We start from the raw sequence: 15,095 nt of genomic DNA, 5'->3' as shown, positions 1-15,095 counted from the left end.
CCCAAGGCGCGGGAGCCGCGGTGTGATGCAGACCGACCCGCAACGGCCGCTCCGGGGCGGGCCGGAGGCAGCCCGTGTGGTAATTTTGGAGTGCAAAATATCCTTTTTTAATTCCGTCCCGTGAGGCGGGGAAAGGGGAGACGAGCGTTGACTTCTGCTCCAGAAGCACCGGTTCCGGCTACGGTACTACTCACCCGGGTAGTCCTGAACCAGGCGGACATCGACCGTGCACTCACTCGTATCGCCCATGAAATTCTCGAGTCCAACAAGGGTTCCCAGGACCTGGTCCTGCTCGGCATCCCGCGGCGCGGTTACCCGCTCGCCGTCCGGCTCGCAGAGAAGATTGCGGCCGCCGATCCCACCGTGGACCCCGCGGCAATCGTCGGCCAGCTGGATGTCACCATGTTCCGCGACGATCTCTCCCACCAGGCCATGCGGCCGCCGTACCCCACCCAGCTCCCGCGCACCGGCATCGACAACAAAGTGGTGGTGCTCATCGATGATGTCCTCTACTCCGGCCGCACCATCCGCGCAGCGCTCGACGCGATCATTGACCTCGGCCGCCCGCGCATCGTCCGCCTCGCCGTGCTGATCGACCGCGGCCACCGGGAACTGCCCATCCGCGCGGACCATGTCGGGAAGAACCTCCCCACCTCCTCCGCGGAGAAGGTGCGGGTCCGGCTCGCGGAAACCGACACGGTCGACGGCGTGCCCGTCAACGAAGTGGTCATCGAGGCCAGCGCGTGAGGCACCTGCTCTCCACCGAAGACCTGAGCCTGTCCGACGCTATCCGCATCCTCGACACCGCCGAGGAAATGGCGGCCGTCGGCGAGCGTGAGGTCAAGAAGCTTCCCACCCTGCGCGGCAGGACGGTCGTGAACCTCTTCTTCGAGGACTCCACCCGCACCCGCATCTCCTTCGAGGCCGCCGCCAAACGGCTCTCCGCGGACGTCATCAACTTCGCCGCGAAGGGTTCGTCCGTCTCCAAGGGCGAGTCCCTCAAGGACACGGCCCAGACGCTGTCCGCCATGGGGGCCGACGCCGTCGTGATCCGGCACTGGGCCTCCGGTGCCCCGCACCGGCTCGCCGCTACCGACTGGATCGATGCCGCCGTGATCAACGCCGGCGACGGCACCCACGAACACCCCACCCAGGCGCTGCTGGACGCCTTCACCATGCGCCGGCACTGGTCGAAGCTGGCGGGAATCCCGTCCGCGGGGGCGGGCCTCTTAGGCATGCGCGTCGCGATCGCCGGGGACGTGCTGCACTCCCGGGTGGCACGCTCCAACGTCTGGCTGCTGCGCACCCTCGGCGCCGAGGTCACCCTGGTCGCGCCGCCGACGCTGCTGCCGATCGGCGTCGACAAGTGGCCGTGCAGGGTCAGCTACGACCTTGACGAGACCCTCGCCCGGGGCGTGGACGCGATGATGATGCTCCGGGTGCAGGGCGAACGGATGAACGCGTCCTTCTTCCCGACCACCCGCGAATACTCGCGCCGCTGGGGCTTCGACGACACCCGCCTCCGCACCCTGGACACCCTGGGGTTGAAGGACACCATCATCATGCACCCCGGGCCGATGAACCGCGGCCTGGAGATTTCCGCCGCCGCGGCCGACTCGCCCCGCTCCACGGTGCTCGCACAGGTCCGCAACGGCGTGTCCATCCGGATGGCAGTGCTGTACCTGCTGCTCTCCGGGGACAGCCGCGGTCCGGCCGGGACCTCCAAAGCTTCCCCCACCACCGTTACCAAGGAGAGCCACTAATGGCATCACAGCACCAGGACCCAGGCACCGGCGCTTACCTGATCCGCGGCGCCGCCATCCTCGGCGGAGCCCCGGAAGACCTCCTGATCCGCGACGGGATCATCGAAGCACGCGGCCTGAACCTTGCCGCCGGCGGCGCCACCGTCATCGAGGCCGCCGGGCTCGTGGCGCTGCCCGGCATGGTGGACATCCACACCCACCTGCGCGAACCCGGCCGCGAAGACGCCGAAACGGTGGAGACCGGCACCCGTGCCGCCGCCCTCGGCGGCTACACGGCCGTGCACGCGATGGCCAACAGCACCCCGGTGGCGGACACCGCCGGCGTCGTCGAACAGGTCCTCACCCTGGGCCGGACCGCCGGCTGGGTGGACGTCCGCCCGGTGGGCGCCGTCACCGTCGGCCTCGCCGGGGAGCAGCTCGCCGAACTCGGCGCCATGGCCGATTCCCGCGCCCGGGTCCGGGTCTTCTCCGACGACGGCATCTGCGTGCACGACCCCGTCCTGATGCGCCGGGCGCTGGAATACGTCAAGGCGTTCGACGGCGTCGTGGCCCAGCACGCGCAGGAACCCCGGCTCACCGCCGGTGCACAGATGAACGAGGGCGAAGTCTCCGCAGTCCTGGGCCTCGCCGGCTGGCCGGCCGTCGCGGAGGAAAGCATCATTGCCCGCGACGTACTCCTAGCCCAGCATGTCGGCTCCCGGCTGCACGTCTGCCACGTCTCCACTGCGGGGTCCGTGGAGATCATCCGCTGGGCCAAGTCCCGCGGCGTCAACGTCACCGCCGAGGTCACCCCGCACCACCTGTGGCTCACCGACGAGCTCGCCCGCAGCTACGACCCCGTCTACAAGGTCAACCCGCCGCTGCGCACCGATGCGGACGTCCAGGCGCTGCGGGCCGCGCTGGCGGACGGCACCATCGACGTGGTCGGCACCGACCACGCGCCGCACCCCAGCGAGCACAAGGAATGCGAGTGGGCGCAGGCGGCCATGGGCATGACCGGGCTGGAAACCGCGCTGTCCGTGGTGCAGCACACCATGATCGAAACCGGGCTGATGGGCTGGGCCGATTTTGCCCGGGTCACCTCCACCGCCCCGGCCGCGATCGGCCGGGTCGCGGACCAGGGCCGCCCGCTCGACGCCGGGGAACCCGCCAACGTCATACTCGTGGACCCGGCTGCGCGCTGGACCGTGGACCCTTCTAAGATGGCAACCATGGGCCGTAACTCTCCGTTTGCCGGCCGGGAACTGCCCGGCAAGGTGGTGGCGACGTTCTTCAAGGGCCACCCCACCGTCCTCGACGGCAGGCTCAACACCCCGTACCGCTGGCTCCCGGAGACCGCAGAGATGCCAGGCACCCCCACAGCCGCAACGGCGGGCCGCAACTGATGGACAGAGTGCTTCCAGGACTGTTCATGCTCTCCCTCGCCGTGGTGGTTTTTGCCCTCCTGGCGGTCGGCTGGCGGAACCGCCTGCGCCGCCAGGCCGACGTCGACCCCCTGCCGGAGGTCCCCGCGGAACTGGGCGCGGCGCTGGCCGCAGCTGACGGCCAGTACGTGGCCTCCACCACCGCCGGTGACTGGCTGGACCGCATTGCCGTCCACAACCTGGGGATCCGCACCAACGCCGGGCTCAGCGTCCACCCGGAAGGCGTGCTGTTCGAGCGCTCCGGCGCCGGCCCGGTCTTCATCCCGGCCGCCAGCCTCACCGGGGTGCGGCAGGAAAGCGGCATGGCCGGCAAGTTCGTCGAAAAGGACGGACTGCTGGTCATCAGCTGGATGCTGGGCAGCCGCGAACTGGATTCCGGTTTCCGCAGCCGGCACGCCGGCGACAAAGCCATCCTCCTCAACGCCCTCCAAGATTTGATCTCCGCAGCCCCTCAGGCAGAAGCCGATAGTGGAAAGTAACGACGTGACGGAATCCAAAGTGACAGAACAAGCAGTGACAGCAAACGCCACCGCGCCCGCGCAGGCAGCCACCGCTGCGGTGCTCGTGCTCGAGGACGGCCGGATCTTCCGCGGCACCGGCTACGGCGCCACCGGCACTGCCCTCGGCGAGGCGGTGTTCGCCACCGGCATGACCGGCTACCAGGAGACCATCACGGACCCCTCCTACGCCCGCCAGCTGGTGGTCCAGACGGCGCCGCACATCGGCAACACCGGCGTGAACCGGGACGACGCCGAGTCCCGGCGCATCTGGGTGGCCGGCTACATCGTCCGGGACGCGGCCCGCCGCCCGTCCAACTGGCGCTCCGAGCGTTCTCTGGACGATGAGCTCATCGAGCAGGGCATCGTCGGCATCCAGGGAGTGGACACCCGTGCCATCACCCGGCACCTGCGCGAGCACAAGACCATGCGCGCCGGGATCTTCTCCGGTGACGCCGCCCGCGCCGCCGACAAGGAACTCGTGGATGCCGTCCTGGCGAGCGCGCCCATGGAAGGCGCCCGCCTGGCGGAGGAAGTCAGTGTGGACAAGGCCTACATTGTCGAGCCCAGGGACTTCGGCTGGGACGGCGAACCGCGGTTCAGCATCGCCGCGATCGACCTTGGCATCAAGCGGATGACCCCCATCCGCTTCGCCCAGCGCGGCGTCCGGGTGCACGTGCTGCCGGCCACCGCGACCCTGGCGGACATCACGGCCCTCAACCCGGACGGCGTCTTTATGTCCAACGGGCCCGGCGACCCCGCCACCGCCGACACCCAGGTCAAACTGCTCCGCTCGGTGCTCGATGCGAAGATTCCGTACTTCGGCATCTGCTTCGGCAACCAGATCCTCGGCCGCGCCCTCGGCTTCGGCACCTACAAGCTGCGTTACGGCCACCGCGGCATCAACCAGCCCGTCCTGGACCGGCGTACCGGCAAGGTGGAGATCACCTCGCAGAACCACGGCTTTGCCGTCGATGCCCCGCTCGACGGCGCCACCCGGGCCCCCGAAGAGCGTTTCGGCCGCGTCGAAGTGAGCCACGTGAGCCTCAACGACGACGTCGTGGAAGGACTTTCCTGCCTCGACATACCGGCCTTCTCGGTGCAGTACCACCCCGAAGCCGCCGCCGGCCCGCACGACGCCGCGTACCTCTTCGACCGCTTCATCGAGCTGATGGCGGACGCTTCGTCCAAGACGGAGACCGACACAAAGACTGCCACCGAATCCAAGACTGAGGACACGAAGTAATGCCTAAGAGAACTGACCTTAAGAGCGTCCTGGTCATCGGTTCCGGCCCGATCGTGATCGGCCAGGCGGCCGAATTCGACTACTCCGGCACCCAGGCACTGCGCGTCCTCAAGGAGGAGGGCCTGCGGGTCATCCTCGTCAACTCCAACCCGGCCACCATCATGACGGACCCCGAGTTCGCGGACGCCACCTACGTCGAACCGATCACCCCGGAAGTGGTCGAGAAGATCATCGCCAAGGAACGCCCCGACGCGCTCCTGCCCACCCTGGGCGGCCAGACGGCGCTCAACACGGCGATCGCCCTGGACAAGAACGGTGTGCTGGAGAAATACAACGTAGAGCTCATCGGCGCCAACATCGCCGCGATCGAGCTCGGCGAGGACCGCGAAAAGTTCAAGGGCGTCGTGGAACGCTGCGGCGCCGAATCCGCCCGCAGCCACATCATCCACACCATCGACGAGGCCCTCACCGCCGCGGCGGACCTGGGCTACCCGATGGTGGTCCGGCCCTCCTTCACCATGGGGGGACTGGGCTCCGGCCTGGCCTATGACGAGAACGATCTCCGCCGGATCGTCGGCCAGGGTCTGCAGTACAGCCCCACGTCCGAGGTGCTGCTCGAAGAGAGCATCCTGGGCTGGAAGGAATACGAGCTCGAGATGATGCGGGACAAGAACGACAACGTCGTGGTGGTCTGCTCCATCGAGAACTTCGATCCCGTCGGCGTGCACACCGGCGACTCCATCACGGTGGCCCCGGCACTGACCCTCACGGACCGCGAATACCAGCGCCTGCGCGATATTTCCATCGCCGTCATCCGCGAAGTCGGCGTCGACACCGGCGGCTGCAACATCCAGTTCGCCGTCGAACCGGACACCGGCCGCGTCGTCGTGATCGAAATGAACCCGCGCGTCTCCCGTTCCTCCGCCCTGGCCTCCAAGGCCACGGGCTTCGCGATCGCCAAGATCGCCACCAAGCTCTCGCTGGGCTACACGCTGGATGAGATCCCGAACGACATCACCCAGAAGACCCCGGCCTCCTTCGAACCGACCCTTGACTACGTCGTGGTGAAGGTCCCGCGCTTCGCGTTCGAGAAGTTCCCGGCGGCGGACCCCACCCTGACCACCACCATGAAATCGGTGGGCGAGGCCATGGCCATGGGCCGGAACTTCACCGAGGCACTGCAGAAGGCCCTGCGGTCCCTCGAGCAGAAGGGCTCCCAGCTGGACTTCAGCCACGTCCCCGAATGGGAAGTTCCGGAGCTCATCGAGAAGTCCAAGCGGCCCACCACGGACCGCCTGCACCAGGTCCAGCGCGCCCTGCTGGGCGGCGCCACCGTGGAGCAGCTCTTCGAAGCCTCCAAGATCGATCCCTGGTACCTGGACCAGCTCCAGTTGCTGAACGAGATTTCGCTCGAGATCCGCCAGGCCGCCGCCCTGACCCCGGACATGCTCCAGCGCGCCAAGCGGCACGGCTTCTCCGACGAGCAGATCGGTGCCCTGACGCACAACTCCGAGGACGTCGTCCGCGGTGTCCGGCAGGCCCTCGGCATCCGCCCGGTGTACAAGACCGTGGACACCTGCGCCGCCGAATTCGCCGCCTACACGCCGTACCACTACTCCTCCTACGACGAGGAGGACGAGGTGGCGCTGCACGCCAAGCCGTCCATCATCATCCTGGGCTCGGGCCCCAACCGGATCGGTCAGGGCATCGAGTTCGATTACTCCTGCGTCCACGCCTCCATGGCGCTGCGCAAGGCCGGCTACGAGACCGTGATGGTCAACTGCAACCCGGAAACCGTCTCCACCGACTACGACGTCTCCACGCGCCTGTACTTCGAGCCGCTCACGCTCGAAGACGTGCTGGAGGTCATCGCGGCCGAGGAACGCACCGGCGGGGTGATGGGCGTCTTCGTCCAGCTCGGCGGCCAGACCCCGCTCAAGCTCGCCCAGCAGCTGGCCGACGCCGGCGTGCCGATCCTCGGCACCTCCCCGGAGGCGATCGACCTCGCCGAGCACCGCGGCGCCTTCTCCCAGGTGCTCGACAGGGCCGGGCTCATCTCGCCGAAGAACGGCACCGCCGTCTCCTTCGAGGACGCCAAGAAAATCGCCGACGAAATCGGCTACCCGGTCCTGGTCCGCCCGTCCTACGTGCTCGGCGGCCGCGGCATGGAGATCGTTTACGACGAGCCCAACCTCTCGCGCTACATCGCCAACGCCACAGAAATCACCACCGAGCACCCGGTGCTGATCGACCGCTTCCTCGAGGACGCCGTCGAGATCGACGTCGACGCCCTCTACGACGGCACCGAAATGTACCTCGGCGGCATCATGGAGCACATCGAGGAAGCCGGCATCCACTCCGGCGACTCGGCCTGCGTGCTGCCGCCCATCACCCTGGGCAACAACGTGCTGGACCGCGTCCGGACCGCCACCCTCGCGATCGCCGAAGGCGTGGGTGTCCGCGGCCTGATCAACATCCAGTTCGCCCTCGCCTCCGACGTGCTTTACGTGCTCGAGGCCAACCCGCGGGCCTCGAGGACCGTTCCGTTCGTCTCCAAGGCCACCGGCGTCCAGATGGCGAAGGCGGCCGCCCTGATCGGCACCGGCGTCACCATCAACCAGCTCCGGACGGCCTACAAGATGCTGCCGGAAACCGGCGACGGCTCCACGCTGCCGCTGGACGCCCCGGTCTCGGTGAAGGAAGCCGTGCTGCCCTTCAGCCGGTTCCGCACCCCCGAGGGCAAGGTGGTCGACTCGCTGCTCGGGCCGGAGATGCGCTCCACCGGCGAGGTCATGGGCATCGACAAGCACTTCGATACCGCCTTCGCCAAGAGCCAGGCCGCCGCCAACAACGCGCTGCCCACGGAGGGTAAAATCTTCGTTTCGGTAGCGAACCGGGACAAGCGCTCGGTCATCATGGGCGTCAAGCGGCTCTCCGACCTCGGCTTCGAGATCGTCTCCACGGGCGGCACCGCGGATGTGCTGCGCCGCAACGGCATCCAGGCCACCCCGGTCCGGAAGGTCGCCGAGGGCTCCAGCGCCGAAGGGGAAGGCACCATCGCGGACCTCATCATCGCCGGGGAGATCGACATGGTCTTCAACACCCCCTCCGGCGGCGAGGCCCGCAGCGACGGCTACGAACTGCGTGCCGCGGCGACGTCGATCGGCATCCCGTGCATCACCACCGTGGCCGAGTTCAACGCCGCGGTCCAGGCCATCGAGGCGCTGCGCACCTACGAGTGGTCGGTCACGAGCTTGCAGGAGCATGCTGCCGCACTGTTTGCCTCACAGAATGCGGCCTCGCAGAATGCCTGAGGCTGTTACCGCTGAGACGGCCGGCCGGGAGTCCTTCGGCTCCCGGCTCGGCCGGGCCATGGCTGACCGCGGGCCGCTGTGCGTCGGGATCGATCCGCACCCGGCGCTGCTGGCGGCCTGGGGGCTGAACGACGACGTCGCCGGGCTGGAGCGTTTCTCGCTCACCGTCCTGGCGGCGGTGGGCGGCCTCGCTGCCGCGGTGAAACCGCAGGTGGCACTGTACGAACGCCATGGGTCGGCCGGGATCGCCGTGCTGGAACGGACCCTGGCCGCCGCCGCCGAGGCTGGCGTGCTGACCATCGCCGACGCCAAGCGCGGCGACATCGGCTCCACCATGGCCGCCTACGCCGACGCGTGGCTGCGGGACGGTTCCGCCCTGGCCGCGGACTCGGTGACGCTGAGTCCTTACCTGGGCTTCGAGTCGCTCCGGCCGGCCCTGGACCTCGCGGCGCAGACCGGGCGCGGCGTCTTCGTCCTGGCGCTGACGTCCAACCCCGAGGGCGCGTCCGTCCAGCACGTTGGCGGGAAGGACTCCGTCGCCCGCAGGATCGTGCAGGCGGCTGCCGCCGAGAACCGCCGCTTCGCCGGTGCGGCCGGTGCGGCTGACGCCGCCGCAGCCGGGGGTCTGGGTGCGGGTCTGGGTTCCGTCGGCCTCGTCGTCGGCGCCACAGTCGGTTCCGCGCTCAGGGACCTGGACCTGGACCTGGCCGCAGTCCGCGGACCGATTCTGGCCCCCGGGCTCGGCGCGCAGGGAGCCACGGCCTCGGACCTGCGCCGGACCTTCGGCAGCGCGTACGGCCAGGTGCTGGGCACGTCCAGCCGGGACATTCTCGGCGCCGGCCCGGGGAGGCAGGCGCTGCGCGACGCGGCCCAGCGGACCCTCGAGGGACTGTGCGCCTGAGGGCCCGGCCCGACGGACCCTTTGAGGAACTGCGCGGCCCTGACCTTTGGCTAAGGTTGGGCGGCGGAACTTGTCCATTGATTTCTGCCGCGTCCAGACGGTAGGTTCAGGACACGCCCACGGCAACTGCCTGGGCGCTGTCCGGCCGAGCCGTCCCACGAAAGTTCATTGACCGATCCGTCTGATGGGCCCGGCAGCGCACGGAGGAGGACTTCAGTGAGCTTGCGACCCCTCACTCCGCAGGAGCGTGCCGATGCCTTGAGTAAGGCCGCAGCCGCCAGGACCACGAGAGCCGCGGCCAAGGAGCGGCTGAAGTCCGGGGAGCTGACCATCGCCGGACTCCTCAGCGCAGGAGACTCCGACGACGCCATCGCCCGGATGCGGATCGTGGAGCTGCTGGAGGCGCTGCCCGGGATCGGGAGGGTGCGTGCCGCGGCGATCATGGAGCAGCTCGGCATCGCGGCGTCGCGCCGGGTCCGGGGCCTGGGAATTCACCAGCGCCGGGCGCTGGTAGATTTTATAGACGACAAATAGCTCGGACCCCTGAGCTGATCCAAACACCGCCGAAGGAATATGTGAGCAACAAACCGGGACTGACAGTCCTCGCCGGCCCGACGGCTGTTGGCAAAGGCACCGTGTCCACCTACATCCGGGACAACTATCCCGGCGTCTGGCTGTCCGTCTCGGCGACGACGCGTCCGCCGCGTCCGGGCGAGGTTGACGGCGTCCACTACTTCTTCAAGGCGGCCGAGGAATTCGACTCTTTGGTGGAAAACGGTGACCTCCTCGAATGGGCCGTGGTCCACGGCCGCAACCGCTACGGCACGCTGCGCAGCACCGTGGACGCGGCCATTGCCGAGGGACGGTCGGTGCTCCTGGAGATCGATCTGCAGGGCGCGCGGCAGGTTAAGCAGGCCGTCCCGGAGGCCCAGTTCGTGTTCCTGGCGCCACCGAGCTGGGACGAAATGGTCCGCCGCCTGGTAGGCCGCGGCACGGAAACGGCGGAGGAACAGCAGCAAAGGCTGGAAACCGCTAAACTAGAACTTGCCGCTGAACCGGAGTTTGACCACACCGTCATCAATGATGACGTTCGACGGGCAGCGGACGAGCTTGTTTCACTCATGGGGCTGACCCCGAACCCACGCTAGGCGCCGGGACGTATCGGCCCGTTAGAATTTGGAGAATTCGTGTCCACGAACCTTGAAGGCATCATCAACCCGCCGATCGACGAGCTGCTGAAGGCTGCCGATTCGAAGTACGGACTGGTGATCTTCGGCGCCAAGCGCGCACGCCAGATCAACGCTTACTACGCCCAGCTGCACGAGGGCCTGTTCGAGTACGTCGGCCCGCTGGTCGACACCAAGCTGAACGAGAAGTCGCTGTCCATCGCCCTGCGCGAGATCAACGAAGGCAAGCTCGTTTCCACGCCGATCGAGCCTGCAGAGTAATCACGCAGCCGTAGACGGAGGTCACGTGCGCATAGTCCTCGGAGTCGGGGGAGGGATAGCCGCCTACAAGGTGGCCTCCCTCCTCCGGCTTTTTACTGAAGCCGGCCATGACGTCACCGTCATCCCCACGGAGGCCGCCACCCGCTTTGTCGGCGTCGCCACCTGGGAGGCCTTGTCCGGGCATCCGGTGAGCAACAGCGTGTTCGACGAGGTGCACACCGTCAACCATGTCCGGCTCGGCCATGAGGCCGCGCTGATCGTCGTGGCCCCGGCAACCGCAGACCTGCTGGCGCGCGCCGCCGCAGGACAGGCCGACGACCTTCTCACCAACACCCTGCTGATGGCCGGCGACAGCCCGGTGCTGATGGCCCCGGCCATGCACACCGAGATGTGGCAGCACGCCGCCACCCGGGCCAACGTGGAGACCCTGCGCAGCCGGGGCGTCACCGTGCTGGAACCGGCCTCGGGCCGGCTGACCGGCTCTGACTCCGGTCCCGGGCGGCTGCCCGACCCCGAGGCTATCTTCGAGGCCGCCCTGGCCCTCACCGGTGCCCCGGCAGCGCCCGGCGCGGTCCCGCTGCCGCCGTCGGATGCGGCACTTTCTTCCCTCCTGCGTCCGTTGGCCGGCCTCACCGTCACCGTCAGCGCCGGCGGTACCCGCGAACCCCTGGATCCGGTGCGGTTCCTTGGCAACCGGTCCTCCGGCAAGCAGGGCGTGGCGCTGGCCGCCGCTGCCCTCGCCGCCGGCGCGAGGGTCCGGCTGTTGGCCGCCCACCTGGAAGTACCGGCGCCCGACGGCGCGGAAGTGGTCAAGGTCGAGACCGCCCTGGAGCTGCGGAAAGCGGTGCTGCACGCCGCCGCGGACTCCGACGTCGTCATCATGGCCGCCGCCGTCGCTGATTTCCGCCCGGCGGACGTTTCCGGCACGAAGATCAAGAAGCGCGACGACGCCGCCGATCCGGTCATCTCCCTCGTCCGCAACCCGGATATCCTGCGCGAACTCGTCGAGGTCCGGGACGCGGCCTCCCGGAACCAGCTGATTGTCGGCTTCGCCGCCGAAACGGGGGACGCCGACGGGGACGTCCTGGAGTACGCTCGTGCCAAGCTGAGCCGCAAGGCCTGCGACCTGCTGGTGGTCAACCACGTCGGCGAAGGCAAGGTCTTCGGTGAGGACACCAACTCCGTAGTCATCCTTTCCCGGACCGGCTCCGAACCCCAGGAAGCGTCGGGTTCCAAATCCGACGTTGCGGCTGCCGTGATTGACCGGATCAGCGCCGAGTTGAGCCGGGTTGTCCCGCCGGCCTGAACCTGGCGACGTCAACGTCTCCTTAGTCCGGGGACACACGCCGCCGCACGTCCGTTTTCCAACCAGTAAGGTAGTTGAGTGACTTTACCGCTGCACATCCCTGACTTCCACGGGTCCACACCCGCCTCGCTCCGGCTGTTCACGTCCGAGTCGGTGACGGAGGGGCACCCTGACAAGATCTGCGACCAGATCAGTGATTCGATCCTCGACGCCCTGCTGGCCAAGGACCCGGAGTCCCGGGTGGCCGTGGAAACCCTTGCCACCACCGGACTGGTCCACGTTGCCGGCGAGGTCACCACGGACGCCTATGTCGAAATCCCGCAGATCGTCCGCGAGACCATCCTCGGCATCGGCTACGATTCCTCGGCCAACGGCTTTGACGGCGCCCGGTGCGGGGTGTCGGTCTCCATCGGCCAGCAGTCCAACGACATCGCCGGGGGCGTCTTCAACTCGCTCGAGGCGCGCGAGGGACGCCAGGAGGACGACTACGACCTCCAGGGCGCGGGAGACCAGGGCCTCATGTTCGGCTACGCCAGCGACGAGACCCCCTCGTACATGCCTGTCCCGATCTGGCTGGCCCACCGCCTCTCCGAGCGGCTCACCGAGGTCCGCAAGAACGGCGAACTGTCCTACCTCCGTCCGGACGGCAAAACCCAGGTCACCGTCGGCTACGACGGCGACCGCCCGGTCTCGGTCGAGACCGTGGTCATCTCCAGCCAGCACGCCGACGGCGCCAGCCTCGACCAGCTCCGCGCCGACCTTGCCGCGTACGTGGTCGATCCGGTCCTGGCGCGCTCCAACCTGGACATCTCCCGGACGCACAACATCCTGAACCCGGCCGGCGCGTTCGTCATCGGCGGTCCGGTGGGCGACGCCGGCCTCACCGGCCGCAAGATCATCGTCGACACCTACGGCGGCATGGCCCGCCACGGCGGCGGCGCTTTCTCCGGCAAGGACCCGTCCAAGGTGGACCGCTCGGCCGCCTACGCGATGCGCTGGGTCGCCAAGAACGTCGTGGCTGCCGGGCTCGCGAAACGCGCCGAGATCCAGATCGCCTACGCGATCGGCCAGGCCCGCCCGGTCGGCACCTATGTGGAAACCTTCGGCACCGAAACGGTGGATCCGGCCAGGATCAGTGCCGCGATCGCCGAGATCTTCGACCTGCGGCCCCGGGCAATCATCGACGCGCTGGACCTCAAGCGCCCGATCTACGCCAAGACGGCCGCCCACGGCCACTTCGGCCGCGATGATCCGGACTTCACCTGGGAACGGCTGGACCGGGTGGATGCGCTCAAGGCTTTCTTCAACGCGTGAGGCGCTGACCTCACCGTCCCAGGTGACACTGCCCTCAATGTCACTGCCCCAAATGTCACTGCCCTCAATGTCACTGCCGTGTGATGTGCTGTAGCCAGGCCGCCGTTCCGGGGGCCTGGCTACTTCTTGTTGAGTGGCGATCGAACGGTTGGACCGCAGCCGAAGGGAGGGAAATGCCATGACGCCCAGCCCTGGCGGCGACACAGCCCCTGACGAGCCCCTCCAGCTCTCACTGCTCCAGGGCTTTCCGGCGACCACCGCCGGGCCGGCCCTCGCGGCCGAGCATCCCGTGGCACGGGTCCGGCTCGAATCATCCCTCCCACACCTGGACCGGCCCTTCGACTACAGCGTCCCGGCGAGCCTTGACGCCGCGGCCAGGCCCGGCGTCCGGGTCAAGGTCAAGTTCAACGGCCAGGAACTCGCCGGCTATCTCGTTGAGCGGGTGGCGGAGTCCGACGCCGGGCACCCGCTCGTGCCGCTGCACAAAGTCCTCTCGCCCGTGCCCGTGCTGACGCCCGCCGTCGCCGAACTCGCCGGGCGCGTCGCTGCCCGGTATGCGGGAACCCTGAGCGACGTCCTTCGCGTGGCGGTCCCCCCGCGGATGGCGAAACTGGAGAAGGAATTCGCGCCCGACGGTCACCTGGACCCGGCGCTTTTCGCCGACGGCGACAGCCCCGACGGCGGCAGCCCCGACGGCGACAACCCCGACGGGGAGGGCGCCGGCGGAGCAGGGGCGGCAATCCCGGCCGGACTCGAGGCCTCGAGCTGGGGCGCCTACCGCAACGGGCCGGCGTTCCTCCAGCACCTCGGCGCAGGCGAGTCGCCCCGGGCCGTCCTGAGCGCACTCCAGGGCTACGGCCCGGGAGGCTGGCCGCGGATGATCGCCGAGGCCGTCGCGGCCGTCCGCCTGTCCGGCCGCGGGGCCGTCGTCGTCGTGCCCGACTACCGGGACCTGGACCGGGTCGAGGCCGCACTCTTGGAGCTCCTGCCCGCCGGGGACGTTGCCCGGCTCACCGCGGACGACGGCCAGACCCCGCGGTACCGGAGCTTCCTGCGGATCCTCAGCGGTGCTGCGGGGGTGGCCGTCGGCACCCGGTCTGCCGCCTACGCGCCGGTCCACAACCTTGGCCTCGTGGTCTGCTGGGACGACGGAGACGACCTTCACATCGAGCAGCGCTCCCCGTACGCCCACGCCCGCGAGGTGCTGCTGCTCCGCGCCGGCCAGGAGGGCGCCGCCTGCCTACTTGCCGGGCACGCCCGCAGCACCGAGACGCAGCGGCTGGTCGAATCGGGCTGGGCCCGGCCCGTGGAGGCGGACCGCACCGTAGTGCGCCGGTCCGTCCCGCGCGTGCTGAACACCGCCGACAGTTTCGAACTCGAGCACGATCCGCTGGCCAGGATCGCGAGGCTGCCCGGCGCGGCCTGGCGGGCCGCCAAGGAGGGCCTGGAACGCGGGCCCGTCCTGGTCCAAGTGGCCCGGGCGGGGTACGCGCCCTCGCTGGCCTGCGATAACTGCCGTGAACCGGCCCGCTGTACGGCCTGCAGCGGTCCGTTGGCCATTGCCGGGTCCACCGGCACCTCGGCGGTGCCGCAGTGCCGCTGGTGCTCGACACAGGCCCCCGCCTGGCGCTGCGGCACCTGCAACGGTGTGCGGCTCCGGCGCGGCGCCACCGGGGCGCTGCGCACCGCCGAAGAACTCGGCCGGGCCTTCCCCGGAAAACCTGTCATCACGTCCTCCGGCGACCGGGTCCTGGCCGCTGTTTCCGGAGCCAAGTCGCTCGTTGTGGCGACTGTCGGCGCCGAACCGGTCGCAGCCGGCGGCTATTCCGCGGCCCTGTTGCTCGACGGCGACTCGCTGCTGCGGCGGGAAAACCTGCGGGCA

13 protein-coding genes are annotated in these 15,095 nt (G+C 68.9%); all 13 read left to right on the top strand.

Annotated features, from left to right (window positions below; translation table 11 throughout):
• Positions 1-147 precede the first annotated feature (147 nt).
• Complete coding sequence (pyrR, locus tag BJG92_RS16500) at positions 148-747, top strand: bifunctional pyr operon transcriptional regulator/uracil phosphoribosyltransferase PyrR (protein WP_232085068.1); 600 nt, start codon at positions 148-150, stop codon at positions 745-747.
• Positions 744-1,763 carry an aspartate carbamoyltransferase catalytic subunit gene (locus BJG92_RS16495; protein ID WP_232085067.1) on the top strand — a complete coding sequence of 340 codons (1,020 nt, stop codon included), beginning with the start codon at positions 744-746 and terminating at the stop codon, positions 1,761-1,763. Before pyrR ends, BJG92_RS16495 begins: the two co-directional genes overlap by 4 nt.
• A complete protein-coding gene (locus BJG92_RS16490) occupies positions 1,763-3,148 on the top strand; it encodes a dihydroorotase (protein WP_232085066.1) in 1,386 nt (461 codons plus the stop codon). The genes BJG92_RS16495 and BJG92_RS16490 overlap by 1 nt, the downstream gene beginning before the upstream one ends.
• On the top strand, positions 3,148-3,666 hold the full coding sequence (locus BJG92_RS16485) for a hypothetical protein (RefSeq protein ID WP_232085065.1): 519 nt from the start codon (positions 3,148-3,150) through the stop codon (positions 3,664-3,666). The genes BJG92_RS16490 and BJG92_RS16485 overlap by 1 nt, the downstream gene beginning before the upstream one ends.
• Positions 3,667-3,685: 19 nt before the next feature.
• Complete coding sequence (gene carA / locus BJG92_RS16480) at positions 3,686-4,930, top strand: glutamine-hydrolyzing carbamoyl-phosphate synthase small subunit (RefSeq protein WP_374199818.1); 1,245 nt, start codon at positions 3,686-3,688, stop codon at positions 4,928-4,930.
• A complete protein-coding gene (gene carB, locus BJG92_RS16475; protein WP_232085064.1) occupies positions 4,930-8,244 on the top strand; it encodes a carbamoyl-phosphate synthase large subunit in 3,315 nt (1,104 codons plus the stop codon). The genes carA and carB overlap by 1 nt, the downstream gene beginning before the upstream one ends.
• Entirely contained in the window at positions 8,237-9,145 is a 909-nt protein-coding gene (pyrF, locus tag BJG92_RS16470; protein WP_232085063.1) for an orotidine-5'-phosphate decarboxylase, read from the top strand. The genes carB and pyrF overlap by 8 nt, the downstream gene beginning before the upstream one ends.
• Before the next feature lie 216 nt (positions 9,146-9,361).
• On the top strand, positions 9,362-9,679 hold the full coding sequence (mihF, locus tag BJG92_RS16465; RefSeq protein ID WP_232085062.1) for an integration host factor, actinobacterial type: 318 nt from the start codon (positions 9,362-9,364) through the stop codon (positions 9,677-9,679).
• Between the two features lie 41 nt (positions 9,680-9,720).
• On the top strand, positions 9,721-10,293 hold the full coding sequence (gmk, locus tag BJG92_RS16460; RefSeq protein WP_232085061.1) for a guanylate kinase: 573 nt from the start codon (positions 9,721-9,723) through the stop codon (positions 10,291-10,293).
• 39 nt (positions 10,294-10,332) lie between these two features.
• Positions 10,333-10,593, top strand: a complete 261-nt coding sequence (gene rpoZ, locus BJG92_RS16455; protein ID WP_011692102.1) for a DNA-directed RNA polymerase subunit omega — start codon at positions 10,333-10,335, stop codon at positions 10,591-10,593.
• A gap of 25 nt (positions 10,594-10,618) precedes the next feature.
• Entirely contained in the window at positions 10,619-11,899 is a 1,281-nt protein-coding gene (locus BJG92_RS16450; RefSeq protein WP_232085060.1) for a phosphopantothenate--cysteine ligase family flavoprotein, read from the top strand.
• Between the two features lie 78 nt (positions 11,900-11,977).
• Entirely contained in the window at positions 11,978-13,213 is a 1,236-nt protein-coding gene (metK, locus tag BJG92_RS16445; protein ID WP_232085059.1) for a methionine adenosyltransferase, read from the top strand.
• A 178-nt stretch (positions 13,214-13,391) separates the two neighbouring features.
• Positions 13,392-15,095 (top strand): primosomal protein N' (locus BJG92_RS16440; protein ID WP_232085058.1); only part of this gene is annotated, 1,704 nt, incomplete at its 3' end.

This window comes from Arthrobacter sp. SO5, assembly GCF_020532805.1.
Lineage (GTDB): Bacteria > Actinomycetota > Actinomycetes > Actinomycetales > Micrococcaceae > Arthrobacter.
This window is presented reverse-complemented; position numbering and strand designations above follow the sequence as displayed.